This window comes from Pseudoduganella sp. LjRoot289 (genome assembly GCF_964252925.1).
Classification (GTDB): domain Bacteria; phylum Pseudomonadota; class Gammaproteobacteria; order Burkholderiales; family Burkholderiaceae_D; genus Rugamonas.
In genome coordinates this window covers 5,872,985-5,898,823 of record NZ_CAXUPN020000001.1, presented here as the reverse complement: position 1 = coordinate 5,898,823, position 25,839 = coordinate 5,872,985, and the positions used below count along the sequence as shown (strand labels likewise).

The 25,839-nt window shown below is 65.0% G+C and carries 16 protein-coding genes and 1 tRNA gene; 8 read left to right on the top strand and 9 right to left on the bottom strand.

Annotated elements, in window-relative coordinates; all coding sequences use genetic code 11:
* Nucleotides 1-83 precede the first annotated feature (83 nt).
* The 3 genes from ACSQ8Y_RS25345 to ACSQ8Y_RS25335 are packed head-to-tail and all read right to left on the bottom strand — an operon-like array spanning nt 84 to nt 4,375.
* Nucleotides 84-1,874: a YHYH protein gene (locus ACSQ8Y_RS25345; RefSeq protein WP_436269167.1), complete on the bottom strand. Its 1,791-nt coding sequence runs from the start codon at nt 1,872-1,874 to the stop codon at nt 84-86.
* A gap of 48 nt (nt 1,875-1,922) precedes the next feature.
* Complete coding sequence (locus ACSQ8Y_RS25340; protein ID WP_436269166.1) at nt 1,923-3,356, bottom strand: MFS transporter; 1,434 nt, start codon at nt 3,354-3,356, stop codon at nt 1,923-1,925.
* Nucleotides 3,356-4,375 (bottom strand): LacI family DNA-binding transcriptional regulator, encoded by a 1,020-nt coding sequence (locus tag ACSQ8Y_RS25335; protein WP_436269165.1) that lies wholly within the window; start codon nt 4,373-4,375, stop codon nt 3,356-3,358. The genes ACSQ8Y_RS25340 and ACSQ8Y_RS25335 overlap by 1 nt, the downstream gene beginning before the upstream one ends.
* A gap of 228 nt (nt 4,376-4,603) precedes the next feature.
* Here ACSQ8Y_RS25335 and ACSQ8Y_RS25330 point away from each other — a divergent pair, with 228 nt between their 5' ends.
* From ACSQ8Y_RS25330 to ACSQ8Y_RS25315, 4 genes are all read left to right on the top strand, one after another.
* Entirely contained in the window at nt 4,604-7,447 is a 2,844-nt protein-coding gene (locus ACSQ8Y_RS25330) for a TonB-dependent receptor (protein WP_436269164.1), read from the top strand.
* Nucleotides 7,447-8,769: a BNR repeat-containing protein gene (locus ACSQ8Y_RS25325; protein ID WP_436269163.1), complete on the top strand. Its 1,323-nt coding sequence runs from the start codon at nt 7,447-7,449 to the stop codon at nt 8,767-8,769. Before ACSQ8Y_RS25330 ends, ACSQ8Y_RS25325 begins: the two co-directional genes overlap by 1 nt.
* Before the next feature lie 10 nt (nt 8,770-8,779).
* The gene (locus ACSQ8Y_RS25320; RefSeq protein ID WP_436269162.1) at nt 8,780-9,949 is read left to right on the top strand and encodes a glycoside hydrolase family 88/105 protein; all 1,170 of its coding nucleotides are present in this window, start codon (nt 8,780-8,782) and stop codon (nt 9,947-9,949) included.
* Nucleotides 9,950-10,061: 112 nt separating this feature from the next.
* Complete coding sequence (locus ACSQ8Y_RS25315) at nt 10,062-11,336, top strand: DUF2264 domain-containing protein (protein ID WP_436269161.1); 1,275 nt, start codon at nt 10,062-10,064, stop codon at nt 11,334-11,336.
* A 71-nt stretch (nt 11,337-11,407) separates the two neighbouring features.
* Here the strand turns inward: ACSQ8Y_RS25315 and ACSQ8Y_RS25310 are convergent, their stop codons facing one another.
* Entirely contained in the window at nt 11,408-12,712 is a 1,305-nt protein-coding gene (locus ACSQ8Y_RS25310) for a sugar MFS transporter (protein ID WP_436269160.1), read from the bottom strand.
* Nucleotides 12,713-12,907: 195 nt separating this feature from the next.
* Here ACSQ8Y_RS25310 and ACSQ8Y_RS25305 point away from each other — a divergent pair, with 195 nt between their 5' ends.
* The gene (locus tag ACSQ8Y_RS25305) at nt 12,908-14,035 is read left to right on the top strand and encodes an acyltransferase family protein (protein WP_436269159.1); all 1,128 of its coding nucleotides are present in this window, start codon (nt 12,908-12,910) and stop codon (nt 14,033-14,035) included.
* A gap of 84 nt (nt 14,036-14,119) precedes the next feature.
* Nucleotides 14,120-15,766, top strand: a complete 1,647-nt coding sequence (locus ACSQ8Y_RS25300) for an FKBP-type peptidyl-prolyl cis-trans isomerase (protein WP_436269158.1) — start codon at nt 14,120-14,122, stop codon at nt 15,764-15,766.
* A gap of 3 nt (nt 15,767-15,769) precedes the next feature.
* Here the strand turns inward: ACSQ8Y_RS25300 and ACSQ8Y_RS25295 are convergent, their stop codons facing one another.
* Both ACSQ8Y_RS25295 and ACSQ8Y_RS25290 read right to left on the bottom strand, forming a co-directional pair.
* Complete coding sequence (locus ACSQ8Y_RS25295; protein WP_436269157.1) at nt 15,770-17,185, bottom strand: amino acid permease; 1,416 nt, start codon at nt 17,183-17,185, stop codon at nt 15,770-15,772.
* A 76-nt stretch (nt 17,186-17,261) separates the two neighbouring features.
* The gene (locus tag ACSQ8Y_RS25290) at nt 17,262-19,742 is read right to left on the bottom strand and encodes a TonB-dependent receptor plug domain-containing protein (RefSeq protein WP_436269156.1); all 2,481 of its coding nucleotides are present in this window, start codon (nt 19,740-19,742) and stop codon (nt 17,262-17,264) included.
* 365 nt (nt 19,743-20,107) lie between these two features.
* Here ACSQ8Y_RS25290 and ACSQ8Y_RS25285 point away from each other — a divergent pair, with 365 nt between their 5' ends.
* Nucleotides 20,108-20,578, top strand: a complete 471-nt coding sequence (locus ACSQ8Y_RS25285; protein ID WP_436269155.1) for an Lrp/AsnC family transcriptional regulator — start codon at nt 20,108-20,110, stop codon at nt 20,576-20,578.
* A 49-nt stretch (nt 20,579-20,627) separates the two neighbouring features.
* Here the strand turns inward: ACSQ8Y_RS25285 and ACSQ8Y_RS25280 are convergent.
* Nucleotides 20,628-20,703: transfer RNA gene (locus ACSQ8Y_RS25280), tRNA-Arg, on the bottom strand.
* A gap of 202 nt (nt 20,704-20,905) precedes the next feature.
* Here ACSQ8Y_RS25280 and ACSQ8Y_RS25275 point away from each other — a divergent pair.
* Nucleotides 20,906-21,445, top strand: coding sequence for a c-type cytochrome (locus tag ACSQ8Y_RS25275; RefSeq protein ID WP_436269154.1), 540 nt, complete (start codon nt 20,906-20,908; stop codon nt 21,443-21,445).
* 131 nt (nt 21,446-21,576) lie between these two features.
* On the opposite strand, the gene ACSQ8Y_RS25270 is transcribed toward ACSQ8Y_RS25275, so the two are convergent.
* Entirely contained in the window at nt 21,577-23,619 is a 2,043-nt protein-coding gene (locus ACSQ8Y_RS25270) for a M13 family metallopeptidase (RefSeq protein ID WP_436269910.1), read from the bottom strand.
* 169 nt (nt 23,620-23,788) lie between these two features.
* Nucleotides 23,789-25,837, bottom strand: a complete 2,049-nt coding sequence (locus ACSQ8Y_RS25265) for a M13 family metallopeptidase (protein ID WP_436269153.1) — start codon at nt 25,835-25,837, stop codon at nt 23,789-23,791.
* Between the last annotated feature and the right edge of the window lie 2 nt (nt 25,838-25,839).

The window sequence follows — 25,839 nt, the reverse complement described above, 5'->3', positions numbered from 1 at the left end:
CAAACAGGGCAACAAACAAGGCAACAAACAGGGCAACAAACCGGGCAACAAACGGGCCGGCAAAACGCGGGGCAGCCAGGCCATTACGGTCTCGCCGGGCCCGTGGTCGATGCGGCCGTGCCCTTGACGCAGCGCTGGATGTAGGGGTATCCGTCCGTGATGTAGTAGTGGTAGATGCCGTTCGGGAACTCCGGCGTGACGCCGGTACGGCCGTTGCATTCGTCCAGGTCGCCCAGGCCCGCTACGTACTCGTAGTCTTGCGTGAAGGTGCCCATCGGCACGGCCGTGGTCGACGGCCGTCCGGAAGACGCCGTGCTCTTCATGCGGTAGCTCGCCGTCATCACCTTGACGGCGCTGCCCGCGTCGGTGGCGCTGGTGTAGCCGTAGCGCGCGTAGATCGGGAAGCCGTCCACCGCGAAGCCGACCAGGGTCATGGCCTGGCCCTTGCCCAGCTTGGTGATATAGCCCTCCGGCATGCCGTGGTAGTGGTAGGCCCCGTCCGGCTGCACGTGCGCGTTGCTGCTGTCCACGCCGAAGGCGAAGTAAGTCTGGTTCAGCGCTTCGATCTTCCACACGCCCGCGTTCTGGTAGCTCTCGGCGGTGGACGGGTCGAACTTCACGCTGTTGTTGGCGAAGCCGAGGATGTGGTCGACGGCGGTGCCAGTGCTGCTGACCATGGCCGGATTGAGCGTGTTGCTGAAACGGACGCTGACTGCCGCCACCGTGTTCGGATTGCCCGCGTTCGGGAAGGTGCCGATCGCGTGATCCGGCACGCCGGTGCCGGTGATGGTGCGCAGCGTGGTGGTGCAGCTGATGGCCACCGTGCTGGTCAGGCCGTTGGTCGGGTTGACCACGCTGGCGCTGTGCGGACACAGCACGCTGGCGGTGCTGTAGGCGGCGGTGGCGGCCGCCGGCGTGACGCTGACGCTGGCCGACGCCGCGCCGGTGCCGGCCGCATTCTTGGCCGTGACGGTGCAGGCATAGGCGGTGCCGTTGCTCAGCCCGGTGACCGCGAGCGGACTGGCCGTGCCGGTGGCGGTCTGGACGGCGCCGCCGCCGCTGCAGCTGGCTACATAGCCGGTGGCCGCCGCGCCGCCGCCGCTGGACGCGGTGAAGGCGATGCTGGCGCTGCCGTCGCCGGCGGTGGCCGCACCGATCACGGGTGCGCCGGGTACCGAGCTGTCCACTACCCGGTTCAGCGGCAGATATTCGACGCCGGCCTGCAGCAGGGCCGCCACGCCGGCGTAGTTCTCCGGGCTTTCGCTGAAACCGGTCAGCACGGTTGCCAGCGGGACGCCGGCGGCCAGCGTGGCAACCCAGAAATTGTAGCCGTCGGTGTCCGGCGCACGGTGCAGCGCGCTGGTGTAGAAGGCGGTGATCAGGGTGCCGCTGGAGGCGTTGGCGCCGTACTGCGATTTGAATTCCTCCGAGGTGACGAAGCCCTGCGCCACGGTCTCGTGCGATACGCCGCTGTCGAGCACGGCGATCCAGTAGCCCAGGCCGGACGCGTCCGGCACGCGGTTGAAGGCGGCCTGGTACAGGCGGTAGGCCTTGCCCACGTTGCCATTGGTATCGAAGGCCACGTTGACGTCCGAGAACTGCAGGCGCTGGGTGGCGGTGATGTTGGTGGTGGCATCCACCCCCAGGGTGTCGGTGACGCTGTAGCCGCTGCCGGAGGCCGCTATCGTATAACGGCTGCGGGGACCGGAATAGACCACGGTCGAAACACCGTTCGACACCACCGCGCCGCCGGCCAGCAGCCGGACGGCGGGCGCGGCGACGCCGCCGGTGCCGGACGAGCCGCCGCAGGCGGATAAGGTGGATAAGGCGGATACGGCCAGCGCGGCAGCAGCCGCGGAGAATTGCAATTTCATCGATACCCCCATGTTTTTACAATATTATCCATGGGAAATATGGAGGAATTATGGGGGAGCTACCCGCCGCACGCGCGCCATGCAAATAACGCACAGCAGCGAAAACACCGCGCCGCTCAGCAGCGTCAGGCGGTAGTCATGCCCCGAGCTGTCAAGCAGTGGGCCTTGGACGCCGCTGACCAGGATATTGCCAAACACCACCATCAAGTCCTTGGTCGAGTTGTACTGCACGAACTGGGCACGCGGGAACAAGGCCATGGGCATGGACGCGGCGGCCGTGAAGTAGGCGCCGGAGATGACCACATGGGCAATGTAGAACACGCGGAAGCTGGCCTCGCCTGCGATCAGCATATAGCCCAGCGCGGCCGCCGCGCAGTACATGCCCATGCAGATGGCCGAGACCCGCACCGCGCCGTAGCGGTCGGCCAGCCAGCCGATGCCGAAGGCGGACGCGATGGACACCATGTAGCCGCTGGCGGTCATGCCTCCCAGCGCGGTCTTGGAAATGCCTGCGCCTTGCGCGTAGTACTGGCAGAAGGTGTTGAACGGACCGAAGGTGGCGCAGGCGAGCATGAAGGAGGCGGCGATCCACAGGAAAGGACGGTGGCGGAAGCACTCCAGGATATGGGCGCGCGGCACCCATAACGCGCGCCGCCCAGGCCCCGCCCCCATTGCCGAGGCCGCCGGTGGACAGCTTTCCCTGACCGCCGCGCACATCAGCAGGATGGACAGCGCGAACACGGCACCGATGGCGGCCAGGATCTCGGCCAGGTAGTGGTCGGTCAGCGCAAAGACCCAGGTGTTGAACCCGATGCCCAGGCCCAGCCCGACAATGCGGAAGCCGGCGAAGAAGCGGCCCAGCAAGCCCTGCGGCACCACGTCGTTGACCAGGCCGGTGAACAGCGAGGCGGCACTGATGGCGGCGCACTCGAAGACGGTCCAGAACACGCAGAACCAGGCCAGGTTGCAGATGCGCGCGCCGGGCGTACGGGCGCCCAGCGCGGCGTCGGTCCAGCCGCCCAGCAGGGGCGACAGCGCCAGGCCCAGCATGGCCAGGCAGCCTATCGGCGCAATCACCAGCAGGAAGGGACGACGCCGGCCCCAGGCGCTGCGGTAGCGGTCCGAGTGGTAGCCGATGAAGGGCACCAGCAGCACGCTCAGCAAGGCCGGCACGGTGGCCAGCAGCAGCGACGTGGTGGTGTCGGAGGCGGCGTTGCGGCGCAGCAGTTCCAGCCCGGCCGGCAAGGCCACCCGTTCGCGCATGGCGATGCCCAGGTCGCCCAGCATCAGCCAGCAGGCGATGGCGGCCAGGCCGGCGGCGGCCAGGGGCGCGATCACCGCGGCGCCTGCCGGGCCGGCCGTGGCGCCCGATGCGGCATCGGGTGCACCTGCGGGCGCACCTGAGGACGCACCTGAGGACGCGGCGACGCCCGGCCCGCGTGCAGGCAGGGCGGTATCCAGCGCGGCGCCGTCGGCGGACATCAGGCCGCCGGCGGGACCGGGCCGGTGCTGTTGCGCACCACCAGCGCCATCGGAAAGGCGAATTTGCCGGCCGCCGCTGGCGCGCCCTCGATCTGTTCCAGCAGCGCGCCGACGGCGCGCGCGGCCATCTCGGGCAGCGGCTGGCGCATGGTGCTCAGCGTGGGGAACACGCCGCTGGCGGTGGGGATGTCGTCGAAGCCCATCACCGAGATGTCGTCCGGCACCCGCAGGCCCCGGCTGTGGATGGCGTCTATGGCGCCGAAGGCCATTTCATCGTTGGCGGCGAAGATGGCGGTGGGCGGGCGTTCCAGCGCCAGCAGGCGCTCGGTGGCCGCGTAACCGCGGGCTTGGACGAAGCCGCCCTCGACGATCAGCTCCTCCTCCACGGGCAGGCCGGCCGCCTGCAGCGCGTCGGCGTAGCCCTTCTGGCGCTGCGCGCTCTGGCCGGTGCGCGCCGAACCGGCGATGAAGGCGATGCGGCTGTGGCCCAGCCCCAGCAGGTGCTCGACCGCCGTGCGGGCGGCAATGCGGTTCTCCACCGCGACGATGGGCAGGTTGATTTCCCTGGCCTCGAAACTGAACAGTACGCAGGGGATGCGCTGCCGTTCGATGACGTCCAGGTAGCTGTCCTCGCCGTTCGGCAGCAGCAGCAGCAGGCCGTCGCACAGCTTGCTCAGCATGTCGCTGGTCGGCGCCCGCCCGACGCCGTCGAATCGCTCGGCGTTGAAGATCAGGATGTCGTAGCCGATGCGGCGCGCTTCCTGGCTGATGGCCTTGGTGATCTCGTGCAGCACCAGCGAGCCGTAGTTGTTGACGAACACACCGATCAGCTTGCTCTTGTCGCCGCGCATGCGGCGCGCCAGCATGTCCGGCGTGTAGTCGAGCTGGGCGGCCGCCGCCATGATGCGGGCGCGCGCCGCCTCGGATACGTAGCCCGTGCCCCGTATCGCGCGCGAGGCCGTGATCGGCGACACGCCGGCGATCTTGGCCACTTCACTCAGTTTGCTGGCTTTACGCATGCTCTCTCACGCTGTTGACTCCAATGTGGTCACGATACCACATGCCAGGATTTCTCTCAAACAATAAACTTACCATAATAATCAAACACTTAGGAAACTGCTCAAAAAGTTGATTGTTTTGATTGTTGTATGATGACTAGCGGGGTGGTAACGTGACCATACGGTACTTACAACAAGATAAAAAGTATCAAGGGAGATGGTCTGAACGTCGTTCACTTGGAGGAGCACATGAAAAAGAAGATACTGGCCACCTTGCTGCCGCTGGCTTTCGCCGCCGCCGCACAGCAGGCTGCTGCACAGCAAGCCGCACAACAAGCCGCGCAGACGCCAGCCGCGGACGCGGTCAGCACCGTGGTCGTCACCGGTTTCCGGTCCAGCCTGGAAAAGGCGTTGAACCTGAAGATGCAGGCCATCGGCGTGCGCGACTCCATCGTGGCGGAGGATATCGGCAAGTTCCCGGAGGCCAACGTGGCCGAATCGCTGCAGCGCGTGCCGGGCGTGATCCTGAACCGCGATGAAAGCTCGGCCGAAGGCCAGCGCATCTCGATCCGCGGCCTGCCCACCGAATACTCGGTGACCACCCTGAACGGCGCGCCCGTCAACACCACCTCGACCAGCACCATCGGCTCGGCCGCGCGCGGCTTCAACTACGACGTGTTCGCCTCCGAACTGTTCGGCCGCGTGGACTTCTTCAAATCGCCGCTGGCCGAGCTGACCGAAGGCGGCCTGGGCGGCGTGGTCGACCTGCAGACCCCGCGTCCCTTCGACAATCCGAAGCGCACCGTGCGCTACGCGATCTCCGAGGCCTACAACACCATGTCGAAGCACGCCGATCCGACCGGCTTCGCGCTGTACTCCAACACCTGGAACGAGTTCGGCTTCCTGGTCGGCGCCTCGCACGGGGCCAGCGTGAACAACCGCTCCGGCTTCGAGGCCACAGGCGGCTACAACAGCTCGGCGCGCGGCAGCCAGAGCCCGGTCAAGGGCAACTTCGCCGTCGCGCTCGACTACGACGACCCGCGCGCCAACCTGGGCGGCTACACCCGCGCCCAGGTCGACAACGCGCTGCTGCCGCGCATCTACCGCTTCTACGGCTCGGCCAACGAGCGCACGCGCGACGGCCTGGTGTCGGCGCTGCAGTACAAGAGCGGCGGCCTGAACCTCAGCCTGGACACGCTGTACTCGAAACTGAAGAACACCCGCGACGAGATGTACTTCGGCATGCTGGTGCGCAACAGCCGCACCAGCAACCCGGCCGCGCCCGCCGGCCAGTCCGGCCACAACGGCTTCGTGCCGATGGGCGTGAAGATCGACCCGGAATCGAACCTGCTGACCGGCACTTTCGGCAACACCTCCTACAGCAGCGGCACCACCTACAGCCAGGACGAGACCAAGTTCGGCTACGTGGCCCTGAACGGCCGCTGGGTGGCGCGCGACGGCCTGGTCCTGAGCGGCCAGTTGAGCAGCAACAGCAGCAAGGCCATGAGCTACCAGGACACGCTGTCCGGCCAGATCTTCGGCATCACCTCGACCTTTGACTACGGCTCGGACCACGTGTATCCGTCCCTGTCCTCGCCCACCAGCTACACCGACCCGAACAATTTCCAGGGCTTCGACATCGGCACCGGCCTGACCCGCGAAACCGACAAGGCCAAGCAGGGCCGCCTGATCGCCGACTGGGACTACTCGCTGCCGGGCGACTGGAGCGGCCACCTGAAGGCCGGCATCAGCTACGTCGACACCAGCAAGGGCATCAACAAGCGCAACGGCACTTCGCTGGCAAAAGCCAAGCTGAACCAGCTGGGCACCGCCGGCACGCGTAGCGGCATGACATCGCAGCTGCCGATCGGCAACCTGGACATGGGCGCCGGCTGGCCCAGCGCCTGGGGCACGTTCACGCGCGACTACGCCTATTCCACCTTCGACCCGATGGCCTTCAATCCGGAATCGGCGTTCACGCCGGCGCAAAGCTTCACGGCAGGCGAGAAGGTCAGCACCGGCTTCGTGCAGTCCGACTTCAGCGGCAAGGTGATGGAGCACGACCTGCGCTTCAACGCCGGCGTGCGCTACTCGCGCACCGAGACGCAGATCGACAACTTCAAGCAGCAGGGCGCCAGCCTGGCGTACGCGCCGAACCAGGAATCCGGTTCCTACAGCAACCTGCTGCCAGCCTTCAGCGCCGCCTTCGACGTGACGGAAAACCTGATGTGGCGCGCCTCGTGGGGCAAGACCATCAGCCGCGCATCGCTGTCCATCATCGCCGCGCAGACCGTGATCCCGAATCCCTTCGACAACACGGCCACCGCCGGCAATCCCGGCCTGCGTCCGCAGCAGTCGAAGAACCTGGACACCAGCCTGGAGTGGTACTTCCAGAAGGGCAGCCTGCTGTCGGCCGCGCTGTTCAAGAAGGACCTGACCGACGCCACCGTGGCCAACACCAGCAACACCACCTTCGGCGCGCTGGGCCTGCCGGACACGGCGCTGGGTGCGATCTTCCAGAACGCGCAGGGCAAGGTGGACCCCAACCTGCCGATGACCTTGCGCAGCTTCAGCAACGCCGGCCAGCAGACGCTGAAGGGCTACGAGCTGGCCTACCAGCAAGCCTTCACCTTCCTGCCCGAGCCGTTCAAGGGCCTGGGCGCGATGGCCAGCTACACCCACATCAACCCCTTCAACAGCGCCAAGTGGATCACCAACGCCGGCAAGGAAGTGGAAGTGAACTCGGTGCCGAAGTACGCCTACAGCACCACGGCCTATTATGAGAACGGTCCGCTGGCGGTGCGCCTGTCCTACAACTACAAGGGCCGCTCGCTGCACGGCGACAACCCGCGCAACCTGGGCGACGACCTGATACGCTGGCGCGCCGCGCGCGGCTACCTGGACGGCAACATCAGCTACCGCATCAACGACCAGCTCGAGCTGCGCCTGGATGCAATGAACCTGTCCAACACGCTGAGCTACGACTACTTCGAAGACGCCTCCGGCCAATTCGGCAGCGGCAAGAAGACGCGCATGGACTACGCCAAGTACGACGGCCGTACCATCAAGATCGGCATCCGCGGTAAGCTGTAATGCAACTGACGATACTCCTTACCGGTATCGCGCTGGCGGGCTCGCTGTTGAGCCCGCCAGTGACGGCAAGCCCGGCCGCAGCCCGCATCGTCGATGTGGGCGACGGCTGGGCCGGCAATTCCGTCAACGCCGTGGTGTTCCGCAAGAATTCCCTGGTCAGCGCCGGCGACACGCAATACATCGCCTACTACGACAAGGACGGCTACGTGGTGCTGGGCAAGCGCAAGCTGGGCGGCGCGCGCTGGGAATTGCACCGCACGCAGTACCAGGGCAATGTGCGCGACGCCCACAACAGCATCAGCATCATGGTGGACGGCGCCGGCTATCTGCACCTGGCGTGGGACCTGCACAACCAGCCGCTGCGCTATGCGCGCGGCACCGCCCCCGGCGCGCTGACGCTGACCGACACCATGCCGATGACGGGCCAGGACGAGGCCTCCGTGTCCTACCCCGAGTTCTACCGCCAGCCGGACGGCAAGCTGCTGTTCCTGCACCGCGACGGCGGCTCCGGCCGGGGCGACCTGGTGATGAACCGCTACGACCCCGCCACCTCCGCCTGGACCCGGCTGCACAGCAAACTGATCAGCGGCGAAGGCAAGCGCAACGCCTACACCCAGGCCTTCCTCGACCACCGCGGCACCTTGCACCTGTCCTGGGTCTGGCGCGAATCGCCGGACGTAGCCAGCAACCACGACATGGCCTATGCGCGCTCGCGCGACGGCGGGCTGACGTGGGAAAAGTCGAACGGCGAGCGCTACACGCTGCCGATTACGCAAGCCAGTGCCGAGTATGCGGCACGCATCCCGCAAAACAGCGAGCTGATCAACCAAACGTCGATGTCGGCCGACGCCGACGGCCATCCCTATATCGCCAGCTACTGGCGCGACGCCGCCTCGGCGGTGCCGCAATACCGCGTGCTCTACCTGCGCGGCGGCGCCTGGAAAAAACTGGACCTGGACTTCCGCCGCACCCCGTTTTCCCTGAGCGGCCAGGGCACCAAGGCCATCCCCATCGCGCGGCCGCAAATCATGGTCAAGCTCCAGGGCGCCCAGCCGTCCGGCCTGCTGATCTTCCGCGACCAGGAACGCGGCAGCAAGGTGTCGGCGGTGCGCATAGACGATTTCGGCAAGGCGCGCTGGAGCGTGAGCGACCTGACCGGGACCAGCGCCGGTGCCTGGGAACCGAGTTTCGACACCGAACTGTGGCGGCGCACCGGCGAACTGAACCTCTTCTTGCAGGCGGTCCGGCAAGTCGACGGCGAAGGCCTGGGCGACGCCGCCCCCTCTCCCGTGCAGGTGCTGCAGTGGCAGCCGCGCTTTTAAAAGGACCAAGATGAAACGACGACTCTGTTTGCAAGCGCTGGCCGGCATGGCGGCAGCCATGGGCTCCGGCTGCGCGCTGAACGGCACCATCGCGCCGGCCGGCGCCGGCAAGGCCGAGGTGCTGGCCGCGCTGCGCCTGGCCAACGACTACTGGCAGCGCAGCAATTCGCCGGCGCTGTGGCCGTTCTGGGACGTGGCCGCCTACCATACCGGCAATATGGAAGCCTACTTCCTCACGCGCGACGAGCGCTACCGCCAGTACTCCACCGCCTGGGCCGAGCACAACCAGTGGAGCTCGGCCCGCTCGGACATCAAGGCCGCATGGAAGTACACTTATGGCGAAACCGCCGAGCACGTGCTGTTCGGCGACTGGCAAGTGTGCTTCCAGACCTATCTCGACCTCTACCAGCTGGACCCGGCCAGGGAGCCGCGCAAGATCGCCCGCGCGCGCGAAGTGCTGGACTACCAGATCGGCACGCCCAACAATGACTACTGGTGGTGGGCGGACGGCCTGTACATGGTGATGCCCGTGATGACCAAGCTGTACAAGGCGACCGGCGACCGGCGCTACCTCGACAAGCTGCAAGAGTACTTCCTGTTCGCCGACCAGCTGATGTACGACCAGGAAGCCGGCCTGTACTACCGCGACGCCAAATACATCTACCCCAAGCACAAGAGCAGCAACGGCGGCAAGGACTTCTGGGCGCGCGGCGACGGCTGGGTGTTCGCCGGCCTGGCCAAGGTGCTGGCCGACGTGCCCGCCGGCCACCCGTCGTACGCGCTGTTCCGCGAGCGCTTCCAGCGCATGGCCAAGGCCTTGAAGCCGCTGCAGCAGGCCGAAGGCCACTGGACCCGCAGCCTGCTCGATCCGGCGCACGCGCCCGGCCCGGAAACCAGCGGCACCGCCTTCTTCACCTACGGCTACCTGTGGGGCATGAACCACGGCCTGCTCGACAAGGGCGAGTACGCGCCGGTGGCGCAGCGCGGCTGGCATTATCTGAGCAAGACCGCCTTGCAGCCGAGCGGCAAACTGGGCTATGTTCAGCCTATCGGCGAGCGCGCGATTCCCGGCCAGGTGGTCGACAAGGATGCGACCGCCTCCTTCGGCGTCGGCGCCTTCCTGCTGGCCGCCGCCGAGATGGTGCGCTTTATCGACAAGGACGGCGACAAGAACGGCTGATGCGCCTTGGCCATTCCCCTCTCTCCGCCGCCGCCCACAAGGCGGCGCGGTTGCAGCAGCCAGCGCGCTGCTGCCTTTTTCTTCCGGCCCACGTTTTAATTAAGGAAATCACATGGAACGACGACACTTCATGCGCGCAGCACTGGCCGGTTCGGCCGGTACGGCGGTGGGCGGCCTGCTCGGCGCCAGCGGCAACGCGCTGGCCGCCACCCCGGCCAGCGCCGCCGGCGGCGACCGCGCCTACCTGCTCGGCCTGCTGCTCAAGATGACGGACCCGGTGCTGTCCGCCATGTCGCAAGGCCAGCTCACCAAAAAATTCGCACTGGAACTGAGCCCGACCTGGGACGGCCGCGACCCCAAAGTGGCCTATCTGGAATGCTTCGGCCGCCTGATCGCCGGCGCCGCGCCCTGGCTCGCGCTGCCGGACGACGCCACGCCGGAGGGCCGCAACCGCAAGCGCCTGCAGCAGATGGCGTTGCAAAGCTTTGTGCACTCGGTGGACCCGGCCAGCCCGGACTGCCTGCAGTGGAAAGGCCACGGCCAGACGCTGGTCGACTCCGCCTACTACACCAACGCGCTGATGCGCGCGCCCAAGACCTTGTGGGAACCGCTCGACGCCACCACCAAGCAGCGCATCATCGCGGCCATCAAGGGCCTGCGCCGGATCGAGCCGCCCTACATCAACTGGATGCTGTTCGCCGCCATGAACGAAGCGTGGCTGATGTCCATCGGCGAGGAATACGACCCGATGCGCATGAACGTCGCCATCCGCAAGGTCAACGAATGGTATGTCGGCGACGGCTGGATCAAGGACGGCGAAGCCTTCCACTTCGACTACTACAATTCCTACGTGATGTACCCGATGCTGGTCGAGATCCTCGACGTGCTGGCCAAATTCAAGGGCCCGTTCTGGAACGGCAAGCCGGAGGAATTGCAGGCGCAGGCCGTCAAGCGCATGCAGCGCTACGGCGAGCACCTGGAGCGCTTCATCGGGCCCGAGGGCACGTATCCGCCCATCGGCCGTTCGCTGACCTACCGCACCGCCGCCTTCCAGCCGCTGGCCCTGCTCGCGTGGCGCAAGCAATTGCCGGCCACGCTGCCCGAAGGCCAGGTGCGCGCCGCCATGCACGCGGTGCACAAGGCCGTGTGGAGCGATCCCGGCAACTTCACCAAGGACGGCTACCTGACGATAGGTTTCGTCGGCCACCAGCCCGAACTGGGCGACTGGTACTCCAACAACGGCAGCATGTACATCGCCTCGGCCAGCCTGCTGCCGCTGGGCCTGCCGGAATCGGACTCCTACTGGACCGCCCCGGCGCAGGACTGGACCCAGAAGAAAGCCTTCGCCGGCCGCAAATTCCCCAAGGATTACCACGTGAGCTACTAAGGCCCGCCGCCGAAAGGAGAACGCCGCCCCGATGAACCGGGGCGGCGTTTTTTTTTGGCAGCGGCAAGGAACTAGGCGCCGCCGTCCGGGAAGGCGTTGGTCGGGCGCGCGCCCCACAGCGCGTAGAACAGCACGTACAACTCGCAGGCCGCCGTCAGCAGGAAGGAGGTCTGCAGGCCGTAGGTATCGGCCAGCCAGCCCTGCACCACCACCAGCGCGCCGCCCGCGATCGCCATGATCAGCAGGCCGGCGCCCTCCTCCGTCAACGGGCCCAGGCCCTTGATGCCGAGCGTGAAGATGGTGGGGAACATGATGGAGTGGAACAGGCCGACGGAAATCAGCGCCCACATGGCCAGCGGGCCGGTGCTGAAGGTCGCCACCAGCATCACCACGCAGGCGCCGACGCTGGCGGCGGCCAGCACGCGCTCGGCGGAGATCGAGCGCATCAGCACGCTGCCCACGAAGCGGCCCACCATCATGCCGCCCCACAACAGGAACAGGTAGTGCGACGCCTTTTCGTGGCTGACGTTGCCGATGTCGGGCTGCGAGACGAAATTGATGAACAGGTTGGCGACGCCGATCTCGGCGATCAGGTAGATGAAGATGGCCGGCACGCCGAACACCAGGTTGCGGTGGCGCCACAGCGAGTGCGAGGCACGCTCGAGCTTGCTGGCGCGGCTGGCGGACGCGCCCAGCGCCGGCAGCGGATAGCGCGCGATGATGACCGCCAGCACGATCAACACGCCGGCGACGATCAAGTAAGGCAGCTGCACCGCCTGCGCGTCGGCCAGGCGCTCGGCCTGGGTCAGCACCTGGTCGGCGCCGGCGGTGCCGGCATTGGAGCGGCCCAGGATCAAATAGCCGCCGAACAGCGGCGCGAACATGGTGCCCAGCGAGTTGAAGGCCTGCACCAGGTTCAACCGCGAGGACGCCGTCTGCGGCGAACCCACCACCGCCACGTAGGGATTGGCCGCCACTTGCAGCAGGGTGATGCCGCAGGCGATGACGAACAGGGCGACCAAGGTCACCAGGTAGGACGGCAGCCGCGCCGCCGGAATCATCATCAAGGCCCCCAGCGCCATGATGGCCAGGCCCACCACCAGCGACTTCTTGTAGCCGATGCGCTCGATCAGGCGCGCGGCGGGAATGGATGCGACAAAGTAGGCGATGAACCAGACGGATTCGATCAGCGTGGTCTGCGTGTAGTTCAGTTCGAACACGCTGCGCAGGTGCGGCAGCAGCGTGTTGTTGATGACGGTGATGAAGCCCCAGGTGAAGAACAGGCTGGCCAGCAGCGACATGGCCGACTTGTAGCTTGCAACAGCAGGCTGTTGCCCATCCAGTTTGGTGCTTGCGGAAATGATAGGCGCAGCCACGGTGTCCCCCTCTTTTATCTGAACCCCATCGTAGTGAATTTATCGATCACTGACCAATAACAAAATCACTGCGGTCAATATCGTATTTGATATCGATGTGGCTGAGATCCGTTTGCGCTTTCTCAAGGCGCCGCAAGATTGCAATAATTACAATTTCATGCATGCCTGAACTGGCGCTGACGAGCTGAAACCCGCATGGAATGGCTATCTAAGCAGTTTGAACTCTCGCGTCACGGCGGCGGACAACATCTGCGGCCCATGGAAGGCCTGCGCGGCCTCGCCGTATTCCTGGTGTTCCTGGTGCACTACGCCACGCTGATCGGCCCCTGGGTCGGCGCCCGGTCGTCACTCGACCAAGTGCGCAACTCCGTGCACATGGCAGGCAATGCCGGCGTCGACCTGTTCTTCGTACTCAGCGGCTACCTGATCTACGGTACGCTGATCTCCCGCCCACAGAATTTCCCGCGTTTCATCGGCCGCCGCGTGGCGCGCATCTATCCCGCGTTCTGCGTCGTGTTCGCCATTTACCTGCTGCTGTCGCTGGTCCGTCCGGCCGACAGCAAGCTGCCGTCCCAGCCGCTGGCAGCCTGGACTTATGTGCTGCAAAATTTCCTTTTGCTGCCCGGCCTGTTCCCCATCGAGCCCATCATTTCAGTGGCCTGGTCGCTGAGCTACGAGATGTTCTATTACCTGGCCGTGCCGCTCGTCATCGTCCTGTTCGGTCTGCGCAAGCGCAGCGCCGCGCTGCGGGCCTGCTTCTTCCTGGCGGTGGCGGCGGCCATCGCGGCCTACTGCGCGGTCTATGGCGGCCATGTGCGCCTCATCATGTTCGTGGCCGGCATCCTGTTGCACGAGGCACTGCGTAAACCGCCGGTAGCGCCGCCGCGCGACGGCTACGCGCTGGCCCTGCTGGCGGCCGGGCTGCTGGCAAGCACGATGCCGTTCACAGGACCGGCCGCCTTCACCGTCAAGACCATCATCCTGTTCGCGGCCTTCTTCATGGTCTGCTATGCCTGCTTTTTGACACCGGAGGGCTGGCTGGCGCGCGGCTTTTGCTGGACCCCGTTGCGCTGGCTGGGCAACATGAGCTATTCCTATTACTTGCTGCACGGCCTGGCGCTGAAGGCGGGCTTCCTGGCGCTGACAATGGCAGTGGCGCCTGCGCCGCACGGCGCGCTGTTCAGCGCCGCCATGCTGCCGCTGATGTTCATGCTGACGCTGCTCCCGTCGGCGGCCCTGTTCCTGCTGGTGGAGCGGCCGTTCTCGCTGGCCGCGCCGGTCAAGACGGCGCCGCCGGCGATGCCCGCGCAAATGCGGGCGTGAGCGCTTGCTTATCGCAGTACCAGTCGGCCATGCAGTGCCAGTTGCGCTACACTGGGCGCCTTTGGAAACCGGAAAATATCGATCATGCGTCCTTCCCTGCGTAGCGCCAGCCTGTTGACCGCCCTCGTCCTCGCCCTGTCCGCTTGTGGTGGAGGACAAGACAGCGGCACGGCGCCCGCCAAGCAGCAAGGCCCGCGCCTGTTCGCGGCCACCGTGCAGAGCGCCGCGCCGGAGGTCTTCAACTCGCCCCTGGCCAGCTACAGCATCGGCAAAACCGCCGATGGCTACCTGGTCACCGACAGCAGCGGGCGCGAGGCGCCGCGCACGGTGGCCGCCACGGCGCGCCTGCGTTTCAGCGACACCTCGCTGTCGTTCGATGCCGACGGCATACCCGGCCAAATCTACCGCCTGTACCGCGCCGCCTTCGCGCGCACGCCCGACGCCGCGGGTCTCGGCTACTGGCTGGGCTTGCTCGACCAGGGCGCCGTGATGGGTGTCGTATCCCAGGGCTTTGTCGACTCGGCCGAGTTCAAGAACCTGTACGCAGGCGCCACCACCAATAGCGCCGTCGTCAATCAATTCTATTTGAACGTACTCAACCGCCAGGGAGACGACGGCGGCATCGCCTACTGGAACAACGTACTCGACAGCAAGGCCGATACCGTGGCCGGCGTGCTGGCCAGTTTCAGCGCCAGCCCTGAAAACATCAGCGGCACGGCCGCCGCCGTGCAGAACGGCATCGCCTACCTGGAAGCCGGCGTCGCCTACGCGCCCGCCTTCCCGCTGCGCGCCGCCTACCACCAGCGCACTTTCGCCGGCGGCACCGACTACCTGACCGTGACAGGCAGCTGCAACGGCTACGCGGCATTCAGCAATGCGGTGCCTGCAAGCAGCACTTTCGAAGGCGGCAGCGCCTTGGCGGCACAGACCACGATCAGCCTGGGCTTGACGACCTGCACCCCGCGCGACCTGGGCTGGAGCTTGACCGACTACTTCGACAGCAGCGACGCCCTGCTCGGCCATGCCGAACCCGGCGCCGAATACGACGTCGCCTACGGCGCCCAGCGCAGCCTGCCGGCGGCGGCCAAGATCGGCGACAGCGGCACCTACGCAGTCCAGTCGCGCTATGCCGACAGCAGCAAGCAGGGCACGCCCGGCCAGCGCGTGCTGAGCTATGTGCTGGAAGCGGACGGCAGTTCCGCCACGACCGCCATCCTCAAGCTGACCGCGCAGCACATCAGCGCGGCCAGCCAGACCACATTGACCCGCAGCACCAGCTACCGCATCAGCGCCAGCGGCACGCTGGAGCAGCTCTCGGTCGACGAAGCCTATTCCAGCGGCATCCACCTGCTGTACACCCAGACGCCTGCCAGCGCCCAGCCCGCCAGCCTGATCGTGACGGACACCGTTGCCGGCAGCGGCACCGGCGCCCAGAGCGGCCAGACGCTGACCGTCAACTACACCGGCTGGCTCTACAACCCGGCCGCCGGCGACTTCAAGGGCCAGCAGTTCGACACCTCGATCTCCGCCGGCCGTACTCCCTTCGAATTCCCGCTCGGCATGAGCCGGGTGATCAAAGGCTGGGACCAGGGCATGGTGGGCATGAAAGTGGGCGGCAAGCGCACCCTGCTCATCCCCAGCAGCCTGGGCTACGGCACATCGGGCTCAGCCCCCTCCATTCCGGGCAATGCGGCCCTGGTGTTCGAAGTGGAACTGCTCAGTATCAAGTAACCGTCATGCGGCTCGCGCGGTGTTTTCCGGCCGATGCAGGACGGCATTGCGTCTCGAGTATCCGAAATAGACGGCCAGGCCGATCGCCAGCCAAATGCCGAAGGCGATCCAGGTACTGCGGCTCAAAAACGTCATCAGGGCCACGCAAAACAGCACCGACAGGGCAGGCACCACGGGCACCCAGGGACAGCGGAAGGCGCGGTGCAGCTCAGGGCGGCGCCTGCGCAGGACGATGACGGCGACCGACACCAGGCAGAACGCCGCCAGCGTGCCGATATTGATCAGCTCAGTGAGGATGTTCAGCGGCACCACCGCCGCCACCAGGCCGAAGACGATGCCCACCACCCAAGTGGCAAAGAAGGGCGTACCGAACGTGGGATGGACTCTCGACAGCCGTTCCGGCAGCAAGCCGTCGCGCGACATCGCAAAAATCACGCGCGTCTGTCCATAGCTCATGACCAGGATCACGGTGCTCATGCCGAGGATGGCGCCGAGGTCGACGAAACCGGCCACCCAGTGCTCCCTGGCCATCTGCAAAGCCAGCGATACGGGATGGTCCACGCCGGCGAAACTCCTGAACTGCACGATCCCCGTCATGATGGCCGATACGACCACGTACAGGACGGTGCACACCGCGAGCGAACCGATGATGCCGATCGGCAGATTGCGTTCCGGGCGCTTCACTTCTTCCGCCGCCGAGGTCACTGCGTCAAAGCCGATAAAGGCAAAGAACACCAACGCGGCGGCGCTCATCGTGCCGGCCATCCCGAACGGCATGAAGGGTTGCCAGTTGGCCGGTTCCACGTGGCGCGCGCCAACGACGATGAACAGCAATATCACGGCGATCTTGATGCACACCATGATGCAGTTGAGGCGCGCCGACTCGCGCACGCCCCACGACAGCATGGCCGTCAGGACCAGCATGATCAGCAGCGCCGGCAAATTGATCCAGGTGTCGACGCCGGGCACGGCGCCCCGGGCGGCCGTCAGCGCAACCGGCAAATGGATGCCGAAGCCGCCGATCAGGGACTGGAAATAGCCCGACCAGCCGACCGACACGGCCGATGTCGCGAGCCCGTATTCCAGCAGCAGGTCCCAGCCTATCATCCAGGCGACCAGTTCGCCCAGGGTGGCGTAGCTGTAGGTGTAGATGGAACCGGCGACCGGGATGGTGGAGGCGAATTCGGCGTAGCACAGGGCGGCGAAACCGCAGGCCAGCGCAGCGATCACGAACGACAGCGTGAGCGCCGGGCCGGCCGTCAGCGCACCGGTGCCGGTCAGGACAAAGATGCCGGTGCCGACGATGGCGCCGATTCCCATCAACACCAGGTCCAGCGGACCCAGTACTTTTTTCAAGCCGCCGGCGGCACGGCTTTGCGCGATCATGTGGTCCAGATTCTTGGTGCGAAAAAGGCTCATTGCGGTCTCGATCGATGTTGGTCAGTGAAAGTGCCACGCTGGCTCCGGCGTGGCTATGCGTCACATCACGGCCTGCTTAGAAGGCGTAGTCCAGGCGCGCGTACATCTGGCGGCCGTTGATGCCGGTCGGGCAGGTTTCCCAGCAGTGCGTAAAGCCCAGTTGCGGGAAGGGGAAGGCCTTGGTCTTGTCCCATTCGGTCGGGTAGGTGTCGAACAGATTGTTCGCGCCGACCGAGACATGCATCCTTTTGCTGAACGAGTAGCGCATCGACATGTCGACGATCCACTTCGCTTCCCAGGTCTGGATGAAGGGGGCGGTGAAGCCCTGGCCCTGCACCGCGCCGTAGTAGTTGGCGCGGGTGTTGACGTTCCAGGCGCCGCTGGTGATGTCGGCCGCGATCACGTGGTGCTGGCGCGGCTGGCCGCGTTCAATCAGCGTTACCTGCGAGTCGTCGAACAGCTGCGCGCCGGTCAGCACCGGCGACTGCGAGTGGCGGTTCTTGACCTTGGTCCGGTTGAAGCCCAGCTGGCCCGACATCACGAGGGTGGCGGCGTCGAACTTGCTGGTGTGCTCGGCCACCAGGTCGAAGCCGTCGGTGGTGGTGTCGATCGCGTTGGTGAAGAACTGCGCCTGGCCGACTTTCAGCGGATCGAGGATGGCCTTGATCGGGCACGCCGCCGCCGTCGCGCAGGCGCCCGACTCCGGCGCGATATTGCTGGAGAAGACGATGCGGTCGTCTATCTTGGTCCGGTACAGGTCGGCCGTCACCGAGAAGTTCTTCATCGGCCGCAAGATCATGCCGACGCTGGCGCTCTTCGATTCCTCCTCCTTCAGCGGCGAGATGCCGAAAGCTTTGGTGACGGCGCTGCCTTCGCGCGCGGTCAGGGTCTCGGTCAGCACCCCGGCCGAGTTCAGGTTGGTGGACACCGAGCTGTAGAACTTCTGCTGCACGCCCGGCGCGCGGAAGCCTGTCGACACGCTGCCGCGCAGGCCGACTACGCGCGACGGGTCGTAGCGCAGCGACAGCTTGCCGGTCAGCGTGTTGCCGAAGTCCGAGTACTTCTCGAAACGCATGGCGCCCGCCACCAGCAGTTCCGGCGTCACCTTGTGCTCCACGTCCAGATACAGCGCCGTGTTGTGGCGACCGTCGTCGACCGCCGTGCCCGGCGTGTAGCCGGGGAAGCCTTGCGCGCCCGACGCCGCAATGCCGCCGGTCTGGTCGAAGATCTTGATCGCCGGGTTGTTGGTGCGGCCGTACTGGTAGGAGACCGGGTCGCCCGCTTCGATAGCGTAGTTGTCGCTGCGGTATTCGAAGCCGGCCGCCACGTCGAATTTGCGGCCGCCCAGCATCAGCGGGCCGCGCAGGTCGGCGTTGAAGGTGGTCTGGTTGAATTTCAGCTTGCCGGTGTCCGCTTCCAGCGGCGATTCGGCGTAGATGCCGCCGCCCGGTTTCGGTTCGTACCAGTAGCTGACGTTGATCGAATTGCGCTCGTGGAAACCGAGCTCGCTGCGGCCGTGGTTGACGCTCATGTCCCACTTCCAGTCGTTAGCCAGGTCGCGGCGGTAGCCGATGGCGAAGGAGGCGTCCTTCACGGTGGTGAGGATGTTGGGCAGGAAGCCGTTCGGGTACACGGCCGGCACGGTGCGGCCGTCGCCTTTGGAGCGGTAGAAGCCGGCCGAATCGCCGGTGCGCTTGGAGATGCCGCCGAAGGCGTAGATCTCGCTATCCTTGTCCATCGGCACCGCCGCGTTCCACCACAGGTAGGCATCCTTGGCCAGGCTGTCGCCGATGCGCTGGGTCACACGCGGCGGATCGACGCGCAGCGAATCGGGACCGGCGCGGTTGGTCTCACCACGGCGGCGGCCTTCGACCGACAGGTTCAGGTAGCCGCCGTCGCCCAAGGTGAAGCCGCGGTTGACGCTGCCGGAGATCAGGTCGCCGTCGCCTTCCTTGGTGGTGCCGACGGTGGTCGACAACTGGGTCTCGTTGGTCTGGCTCTTGAGCACGATATTGATCACGCCTGCGATGGCGTCCGAACCGTATTGCGCGGCGGCGCCGTCGCGCAGCACTTCGATGTGGTGGATGGCCGACATCGGGATCGCATTGATGTCGGTGCCGGCCGAACCGCGGCCTATGGTTTGCTGGACGTTGACCAGCGCCTGCTGGTGGCGCCGCTTGCCGTTGACGAGCACCAGCAGCTGGTCCGGGCCCAGGCCGCGCAGCGTGGCCGGGCGGATGATGTCGGTGCCGTCGCTGATGAAGGTGCTGGAGAAATTGAACGACGGGTCCAGCGTTTGCAGCAGCTTGCCCAGTTCGAGCGGGCCGGCGGTCTGCATGTCCTTGAGATTGATCAGGCCAACCGGCGACGATGTGTCGAGCGCCGTCTTGGCCGCGGAGCGCGAGCCCAGCACGACGACCTTCGCCGCGTTGTCTTCCTCGGCCGCCTGCTGGGCGTATGCAGGCTGCAGTGCCAGCAGCAAGGCGCCGGCGAGTAGGGATAATTTGAATTGGCCGCGTACGGTTGGCCTGGCGATGCGGCTCTCGATGATGATCATGTAGGTCTCTTTTCCTGAACGTTTGGTCTAATTTTTCCGGCCATCGCGGTTCGATGCCCGTCTTGTCAGTTCTACAGCGCAAATAATGATAATTTCCAAGATGAGCAAAGTTATGCCTAATTGCACCGGCTGAAGGAGGAAAATCGATGAGATCAGTTCGCTTGCAAGCGTTTGCGAAGGAAAATATTTCGCCGGAGGCGGCGGAACCGTGAAATCCTTGCCAGACGAGCGTGTCGTTCCAGAAAATGCCGCCCTCCAGCCCGCCGGCGGAAGTGATGGAATTTCTCATTTTTACTAAAAACCGTCACGTTTTCACAATTATTCAAATAGAATTGAAACAGTCATTTCAACTATTGAACAGAACCATGAAAACCACATCCCTCGACACCGCCTCGCTGAAAATCCTGGCTGAACTGCAAAAGAACTGCCGGCTGTCGTCCAATGAACTGGCTGAAATCATCGGCATGTCGGCGTCCCCCTGCTGGCGCCGGCAGAAGGAACTGGAGGAGAGCGGCGTGATCGCGCGCTACGCGGCGATCGTCGACCGCCGGAAAATCGGCTTGCTGGTATGTTGCATGGCCCATGTCTCGCTGCAAAAACATACCGAGGGCGTGCTGGAGAATTTTGAAGAGACGGTGCGCCTGCGGCCAGAGGTGGTGGAATGCTACGAAACCACCGGAACGGCGGACTACGTACTGAAAGTGGTGGTCCGGGATATGGACGCGTATCACGACTTTTTGCACAACGTGCTGTTCAAGCTGAACGGCGTCTCCAACGTCAACACCAGCGTGGCGCTGCGCGAAGTCAAGTACGAGACGGCGCTGCCGCTGTCCTGAGCCGGCGGGGCTGCGCCAAGAGCGCATACGTTAACTGCTTGGGGAATGATGGTGCGGCTGGCGGGGATCGAACCCACAACCCTTGGCTTCGGAGGCCAATACTCTATCCATTGAGCTACAGCCGCGTAGAGGGAACTTCGGAGGTGACAGAAGGATACCGGGTTTCGTCTTGTGCGTCCATGAAAAGTGTCGCTTTTGCACCGTTCTGCATCCACGGGCAATCTTTTGAGTCTATAATCGCCCGTTTGGCGAGCAAATGCGCTTCTTCACCTGCATGCAAAAACGATAACGCCGACGCAAGTTTCGAAATTTGTTACTAAGGAAATTATGAGCGACCACCACGAATCCGCCATCAGAACGCCCAAGCAGCTCGCCGCAGCAGTCATCGGCTTCTTCCTCATCACCGTTCTGGGCATCGCCCTGCTGGTGCAATACGTTACTGCCACGAAATTGACCGGTGCCGGTACGGAAAGCCAGTCGGCACAGGCCGTCAGCGACCGCCTGCGTCCGGTGGCCGATGTCGGCTTCACGCTGAAGGACGCCAACGCGCCTAAAGTGCTGCAGTCGGGCGAAGCGATCTATACCTCCACCTGCTCGGCTTGCCACGGCGCCGGCGTCGCTGGCGCTCCCAAGGTGGGCGATAACGCCGCCTGGGGCACCCGCCTGGCGCAAGGCTACGACACTGTCGTCAAGCACGCCATCGAAGGCCTGCGCGCAATGCCTGCCAAAGGCGGCAATCCGGACCTGGATGACGTCGAAGTGGCACGCGCTGTCGTGTTCATGGCGAACAAGTCCGGCGGCAAGCTGAAGGAACCTGAAGTGCCTGCGGCACCAGCTGCCGCACCGGCAGCCGCGCCTAAAGGCTAAACGGCTGGCGGGTTGCGCTGACTCGGCGTCCCCAGCTAACCCGCCTCGCGATTTATCGGTTCAACAATATGCAATAAAAAAAACCGCTCGGTTCAATTGAACCGAGCGGTTTTTTTTTCGCCCCGTAATCCTTACCAGATGATGACGCGGTCTTTCGGGGCCAGGTACATCTTGTCGCCCTGCTTGACCTTGAAGGCTTCGTAGAAGCCCGGCTGGTTGCGCATGGTGCCGTTGGCGCGGAACTGGCCCGGCGAGTGCGGGTCGGTCTTGATGCGGCTGATCATTTCCGGATCGCGCATCTTGCTGCGCCATACCTGCGCGAAGCCCATGAAGAAGCGCTGGTCGCCCGTCAGGCCGTCGATCACCGGCGCCGGCTTGCCCTTCAGCGACAGCTTGTAGGCCTTGTAGGCGATCGCCACGCCGGAGTTGTCGGCGATATTCTCGCCCAGGGTCAGCTCGCCGTTCACGTTGTAGCCGGGCAGCGGGCTGAAGGCACCGTACTGCGCCACCAGGGCCTTGGTCTTGGCTTCGAAGTTCTTGTGGTCGGCCGCGCTCCACCAGTCGCGCAGATTGCCGTCGCCGTCGTACTGGGCGCCCTGGTCGTCGAAACCGTGGCTGATCTCGTGGCCGATGACCGCGCCGATGCCGCCGTAGTTGACGGCGTCGTCTGCGTTGGCGTCAAAGAACGGCGGCTGCAGGATGGCGGCCGGGAACACGATCTCGTTCATTTCCGGGTTGTAGTAGGCGTTCACCGTTTGCGGCGTCATGCCCCACTCTTCGCGGTCGATCGGCTTGCCCAGCTTGTTGATTTCCTTGTTGTAGTCGGCCTGGCGCGAGCGCTGCACATTGCCCACCAGGTCGTCGCGCGAGACCACCAGCGCGGAGTAGTCGCGCCAGTGGTTCGGGTAGCCGATCTTGGTGGTGAACTTGGCCAGCTTGGCTTGCGCCTGCTTCTTGGTGGCCGGGCTCATCCAGTCCAGCTTGTCGATGCTTTGCTTGTACGACACCAGCAGGTTCTTCACCAGCGCTTCCATGCGCGCCTTGCGCTCGGCCGGGAAGTGCTGCTCGACGTAGACTTTGCCGACGGACTCGCCCAACGCGCCCTCGACTGCCACCACGCCGCGCTTCCAGCGTGGACGCATTTCCTTGGCGCCGCTCAGCACGGTGCCGTAGAAGGCGAAGTTTTCGTCGACGAAGGCTTTGGACAGGTAGGGCGCGCTGCCGCGCACGGCCTGCCATTGGAAGTAGGCTTGCCAGGTGTCCAGCGGCGTGGCCGCCAGCAGCGCGCTGAAGCCTTTCAGATAGCTCGGCTGGCTGACGATGACGTAGTCGACCTTGCCCTTGATGTTCAGGGCGTCCAGATAGGCGTTCCAGTCGTAGCCCGGGGTCAGTTCGTTCAGCTTGGCGACCTCGACCTTGTTGTAGGCTTTGACCGGGTCGCGCAGTTCGACTTTGCTCCACTGGATCCTGGCCAGTTCGGTCTCCAGCATGACGATGGCGTGCGCCTTGACGGCGCCGTCCTTGTCGCCGGCCAGGGTCAGCATCTTGCCGATGTGCAGCTCGTACTTGGCCAGCGTGTCGGCCAGCTTGGCGTCGTCCTGTTTCAGGTAGTAGTCGCGGTCCGGCAGGCCGAGGCCGCTTTGCACGAAGTCGACCACGTATTTGGTGGAATCCTTGTTGTCCTGGTGGATGCCCAGGTCGACCGGCGCGGAGAAGCCGATCTGGTTGTTGCGGGCGATCAGCGCAGGCAGTTCTTTCTTGTCCGTCAGCGCGGCGATGCGGGCCAGCTCGGCAGTCAGCGGCGCGGCGCCCAGCTGCTCCAGCCTGGCTTCGTCCATGTAGGAGGCGTAGAAGGCGCCGATGCGCTGCTCGTCCGCGCCCGCGTTCTGCTTGGCGGCGGCCTGCTCGATGATGGCGCGCAACTGCGGCTGGATGTCGTCGTGCAGCTTGGCGAAGCTGCCCCAGTTCGACTTGTCGGCCGGGATTTCCGTCGTGGCCAGCCACTTGCCGCTCAGGTGGGTGAAGAAGTCGTCCTGCGCGCGCACGGACGGGTCGATATATTCGACGGCGATGCCGGAGGCGAGCTTGCCGCCGGTCGGGCTCTTGGCCGCGTCGGCTGCGCCGGCCAGGCCGGTCGCGCCGGCCAGCAGGGTCAGGGTCAATGCACTCAACAAATGTCGTTTCACTTGGTACGTCCCTCTCGTTATGTCTACGTATTGTCTAGGTATAGTCTAGGTATAGTCAAAGTCTCACCGGCTCGTGACCGGGGTTTTTCACTCTAGCACAGCGTCGCGTCCCCAGATAACAAAATGACCACAAGTAGTGGCCATTTTGTCGTTTTTCTTACCAGATGATCACGCGCTGTTCAGGCGCCAGATACATCGGGTCGCCCGCCTTGACACCGAAGGCCTCGTAGAAGCCCGGCTGGTTCTTCATGGTGCCGTTGGCGCGGAACTGGCCCGGCGAATGCGGGTCGGTTTTCACCTGCTTGATCTGCGCCTCTTCGCGCATCTTGCTGCGCCATACCTGACCGAAGCCCATGTAGAAGCGCTGCTCGCCGGTCAGATTGTCGATCACCGGCGCCGGCTTGCCGCCCAGCGACAATTTGTAGGCCTTGTAGGCCACCGCCACGCCGGAGTTGTCGGCGATGTTCTCGCCCAGGGTCAGCGCGCCGTTGACGAAGTAGCCCGGCAGCGGGCTGTAGCCGTCGTACTGCTTGGTCAGCGCGTCGGCCTTGGCCTTGAAGTTGGCGCGGTCGGCGGCGCTCCACCAGTCGCGCAGGTTGCCGTCGCCGTCGGACTGGCTGCCCTTGTCGTCGAAGCCGTGGCTGATCTCATGGCCGATGACGGCGCCGATGCCGCCGTAGTTCACCGCGTCGTCGGCGCGCGCGTCGAAGAACGGCGGCTGCAGGATGGCGGCCGGGAACACGATCTCGTTGGTGGTCGAGCGGTAGTAGGCGTTCACGGTTTGCGGCGTCATGCCCCATTCCTCGCGGTCCACCGGCGCGCCCAGCTTGGCCAGGTTGCGCTTGTAGCTGAACTCGGCTGCGCGGCGCAGATTGCCGGCCAGGTCGCCCTTCACCATGCTCAGGCTGCTGTAGTCGCGCCACTTGTTCGGGTAGCCGATCTTGGTGGTGAACTTGGCCAGCTTGGCTTGCGCTTCGCGCTTGGTCTCCGGGCTCATCCAGTCCAAGGTGTCGATGCTGTCCTTGTAGGCCGCCATCAGGTTGGCCACCAGTTGCTCCATGCGGGCCTTGCGCTCGGCCGGGAAGTATTTGGCCACGTACAGCTTGCCCACGCCTTCGCCGATGGCGCCCTCCACCACTTTCACGCCGCTCTTCCAGCGCGGTTCCTGCACCGTCACGCCGTTGATGACGCCGCTATAGAAGGCGAAGTCGGCGTCGGCGAAAGCCTTGTTCAGGAATGGCGAGGCGTCGCGCAGCAGCTGCCATTCGAAATAAGCTTTCCAGGTGTTCAGCTCGGTCGCTTCGGCCAGCTTGGCGAATCCGGCCAGGTAGCTCGGCTGGTTGACGATGATGGTGTCGGTCTTCATGGCGATGCCGGCCTTGCCCAGCGCATCCTTCCAGTCGTAGCCCGGCGCCAGTTCGGCCAGCTTGGCGATCTCGGTCTTGTTGTAGCGCTTGACAGGGTCGCGGTTGTCGACCTTGCTCCACTGGACTTCGGCCAGCGCGGTCTCCAGCGCCATGACCGCTTGCGCGTCGGCGGCGGCGTTCTTGTGGCCGGCCAGGGTCAGCAGCTTCTCGATGTGGGCGACGTATTTCTCGCGCACGGCGGCCAGCTTGGCATCGTCCTTTTTCAGGTAGTAGTCGCGGTCCGGCAGGCCCAGGCCGCTTTGCGCGATGCTGGCGGCGTGCTGGGTCGAGGCGCGCGCGTCCTGGCTGACGTAGACGCCGTAGGGCACGCTCACGCCGATGCGGGTCAGGTGGGCGATCATGCCCGGCAGCGCTTTCTTGTCCTTCAAGCCGCGTATGCTGCTCAGCTCGCCGGCCAGCGGCTTGATGCCGATCTTTTCCAGCGCCGCCTCGTCCATGTAGCTGCTGTACAGGTCGGCGATCTTCTGCGCTTCCGTGCCCGATTTGTTCTTGGCGGCCAGGGTGGCTTCGATCAGCTCGCGCAGCTGCGGCAGCGTGTCGTCGCGCAGCTTCGCGAAGGAGCCCCAGCTCGATTTGTCGTCCGGGATCTTGGTGGTTTTCAGCCAGCCGCCGTTCAGGTGGGTGAAGAAATCGTCCTGGGCGCGCACGCCGCTGTCGATGTACTGGGTGTCGATGCCCGAAATGGGGGCGGCGGCAGGGGCGGGATGGTCGCCTTCATGCGCCTGGGCCAGTGTTGCCATCAGGGCGATGGCCAGGGTGCTCAGCAAAGTGCGTTTCACTA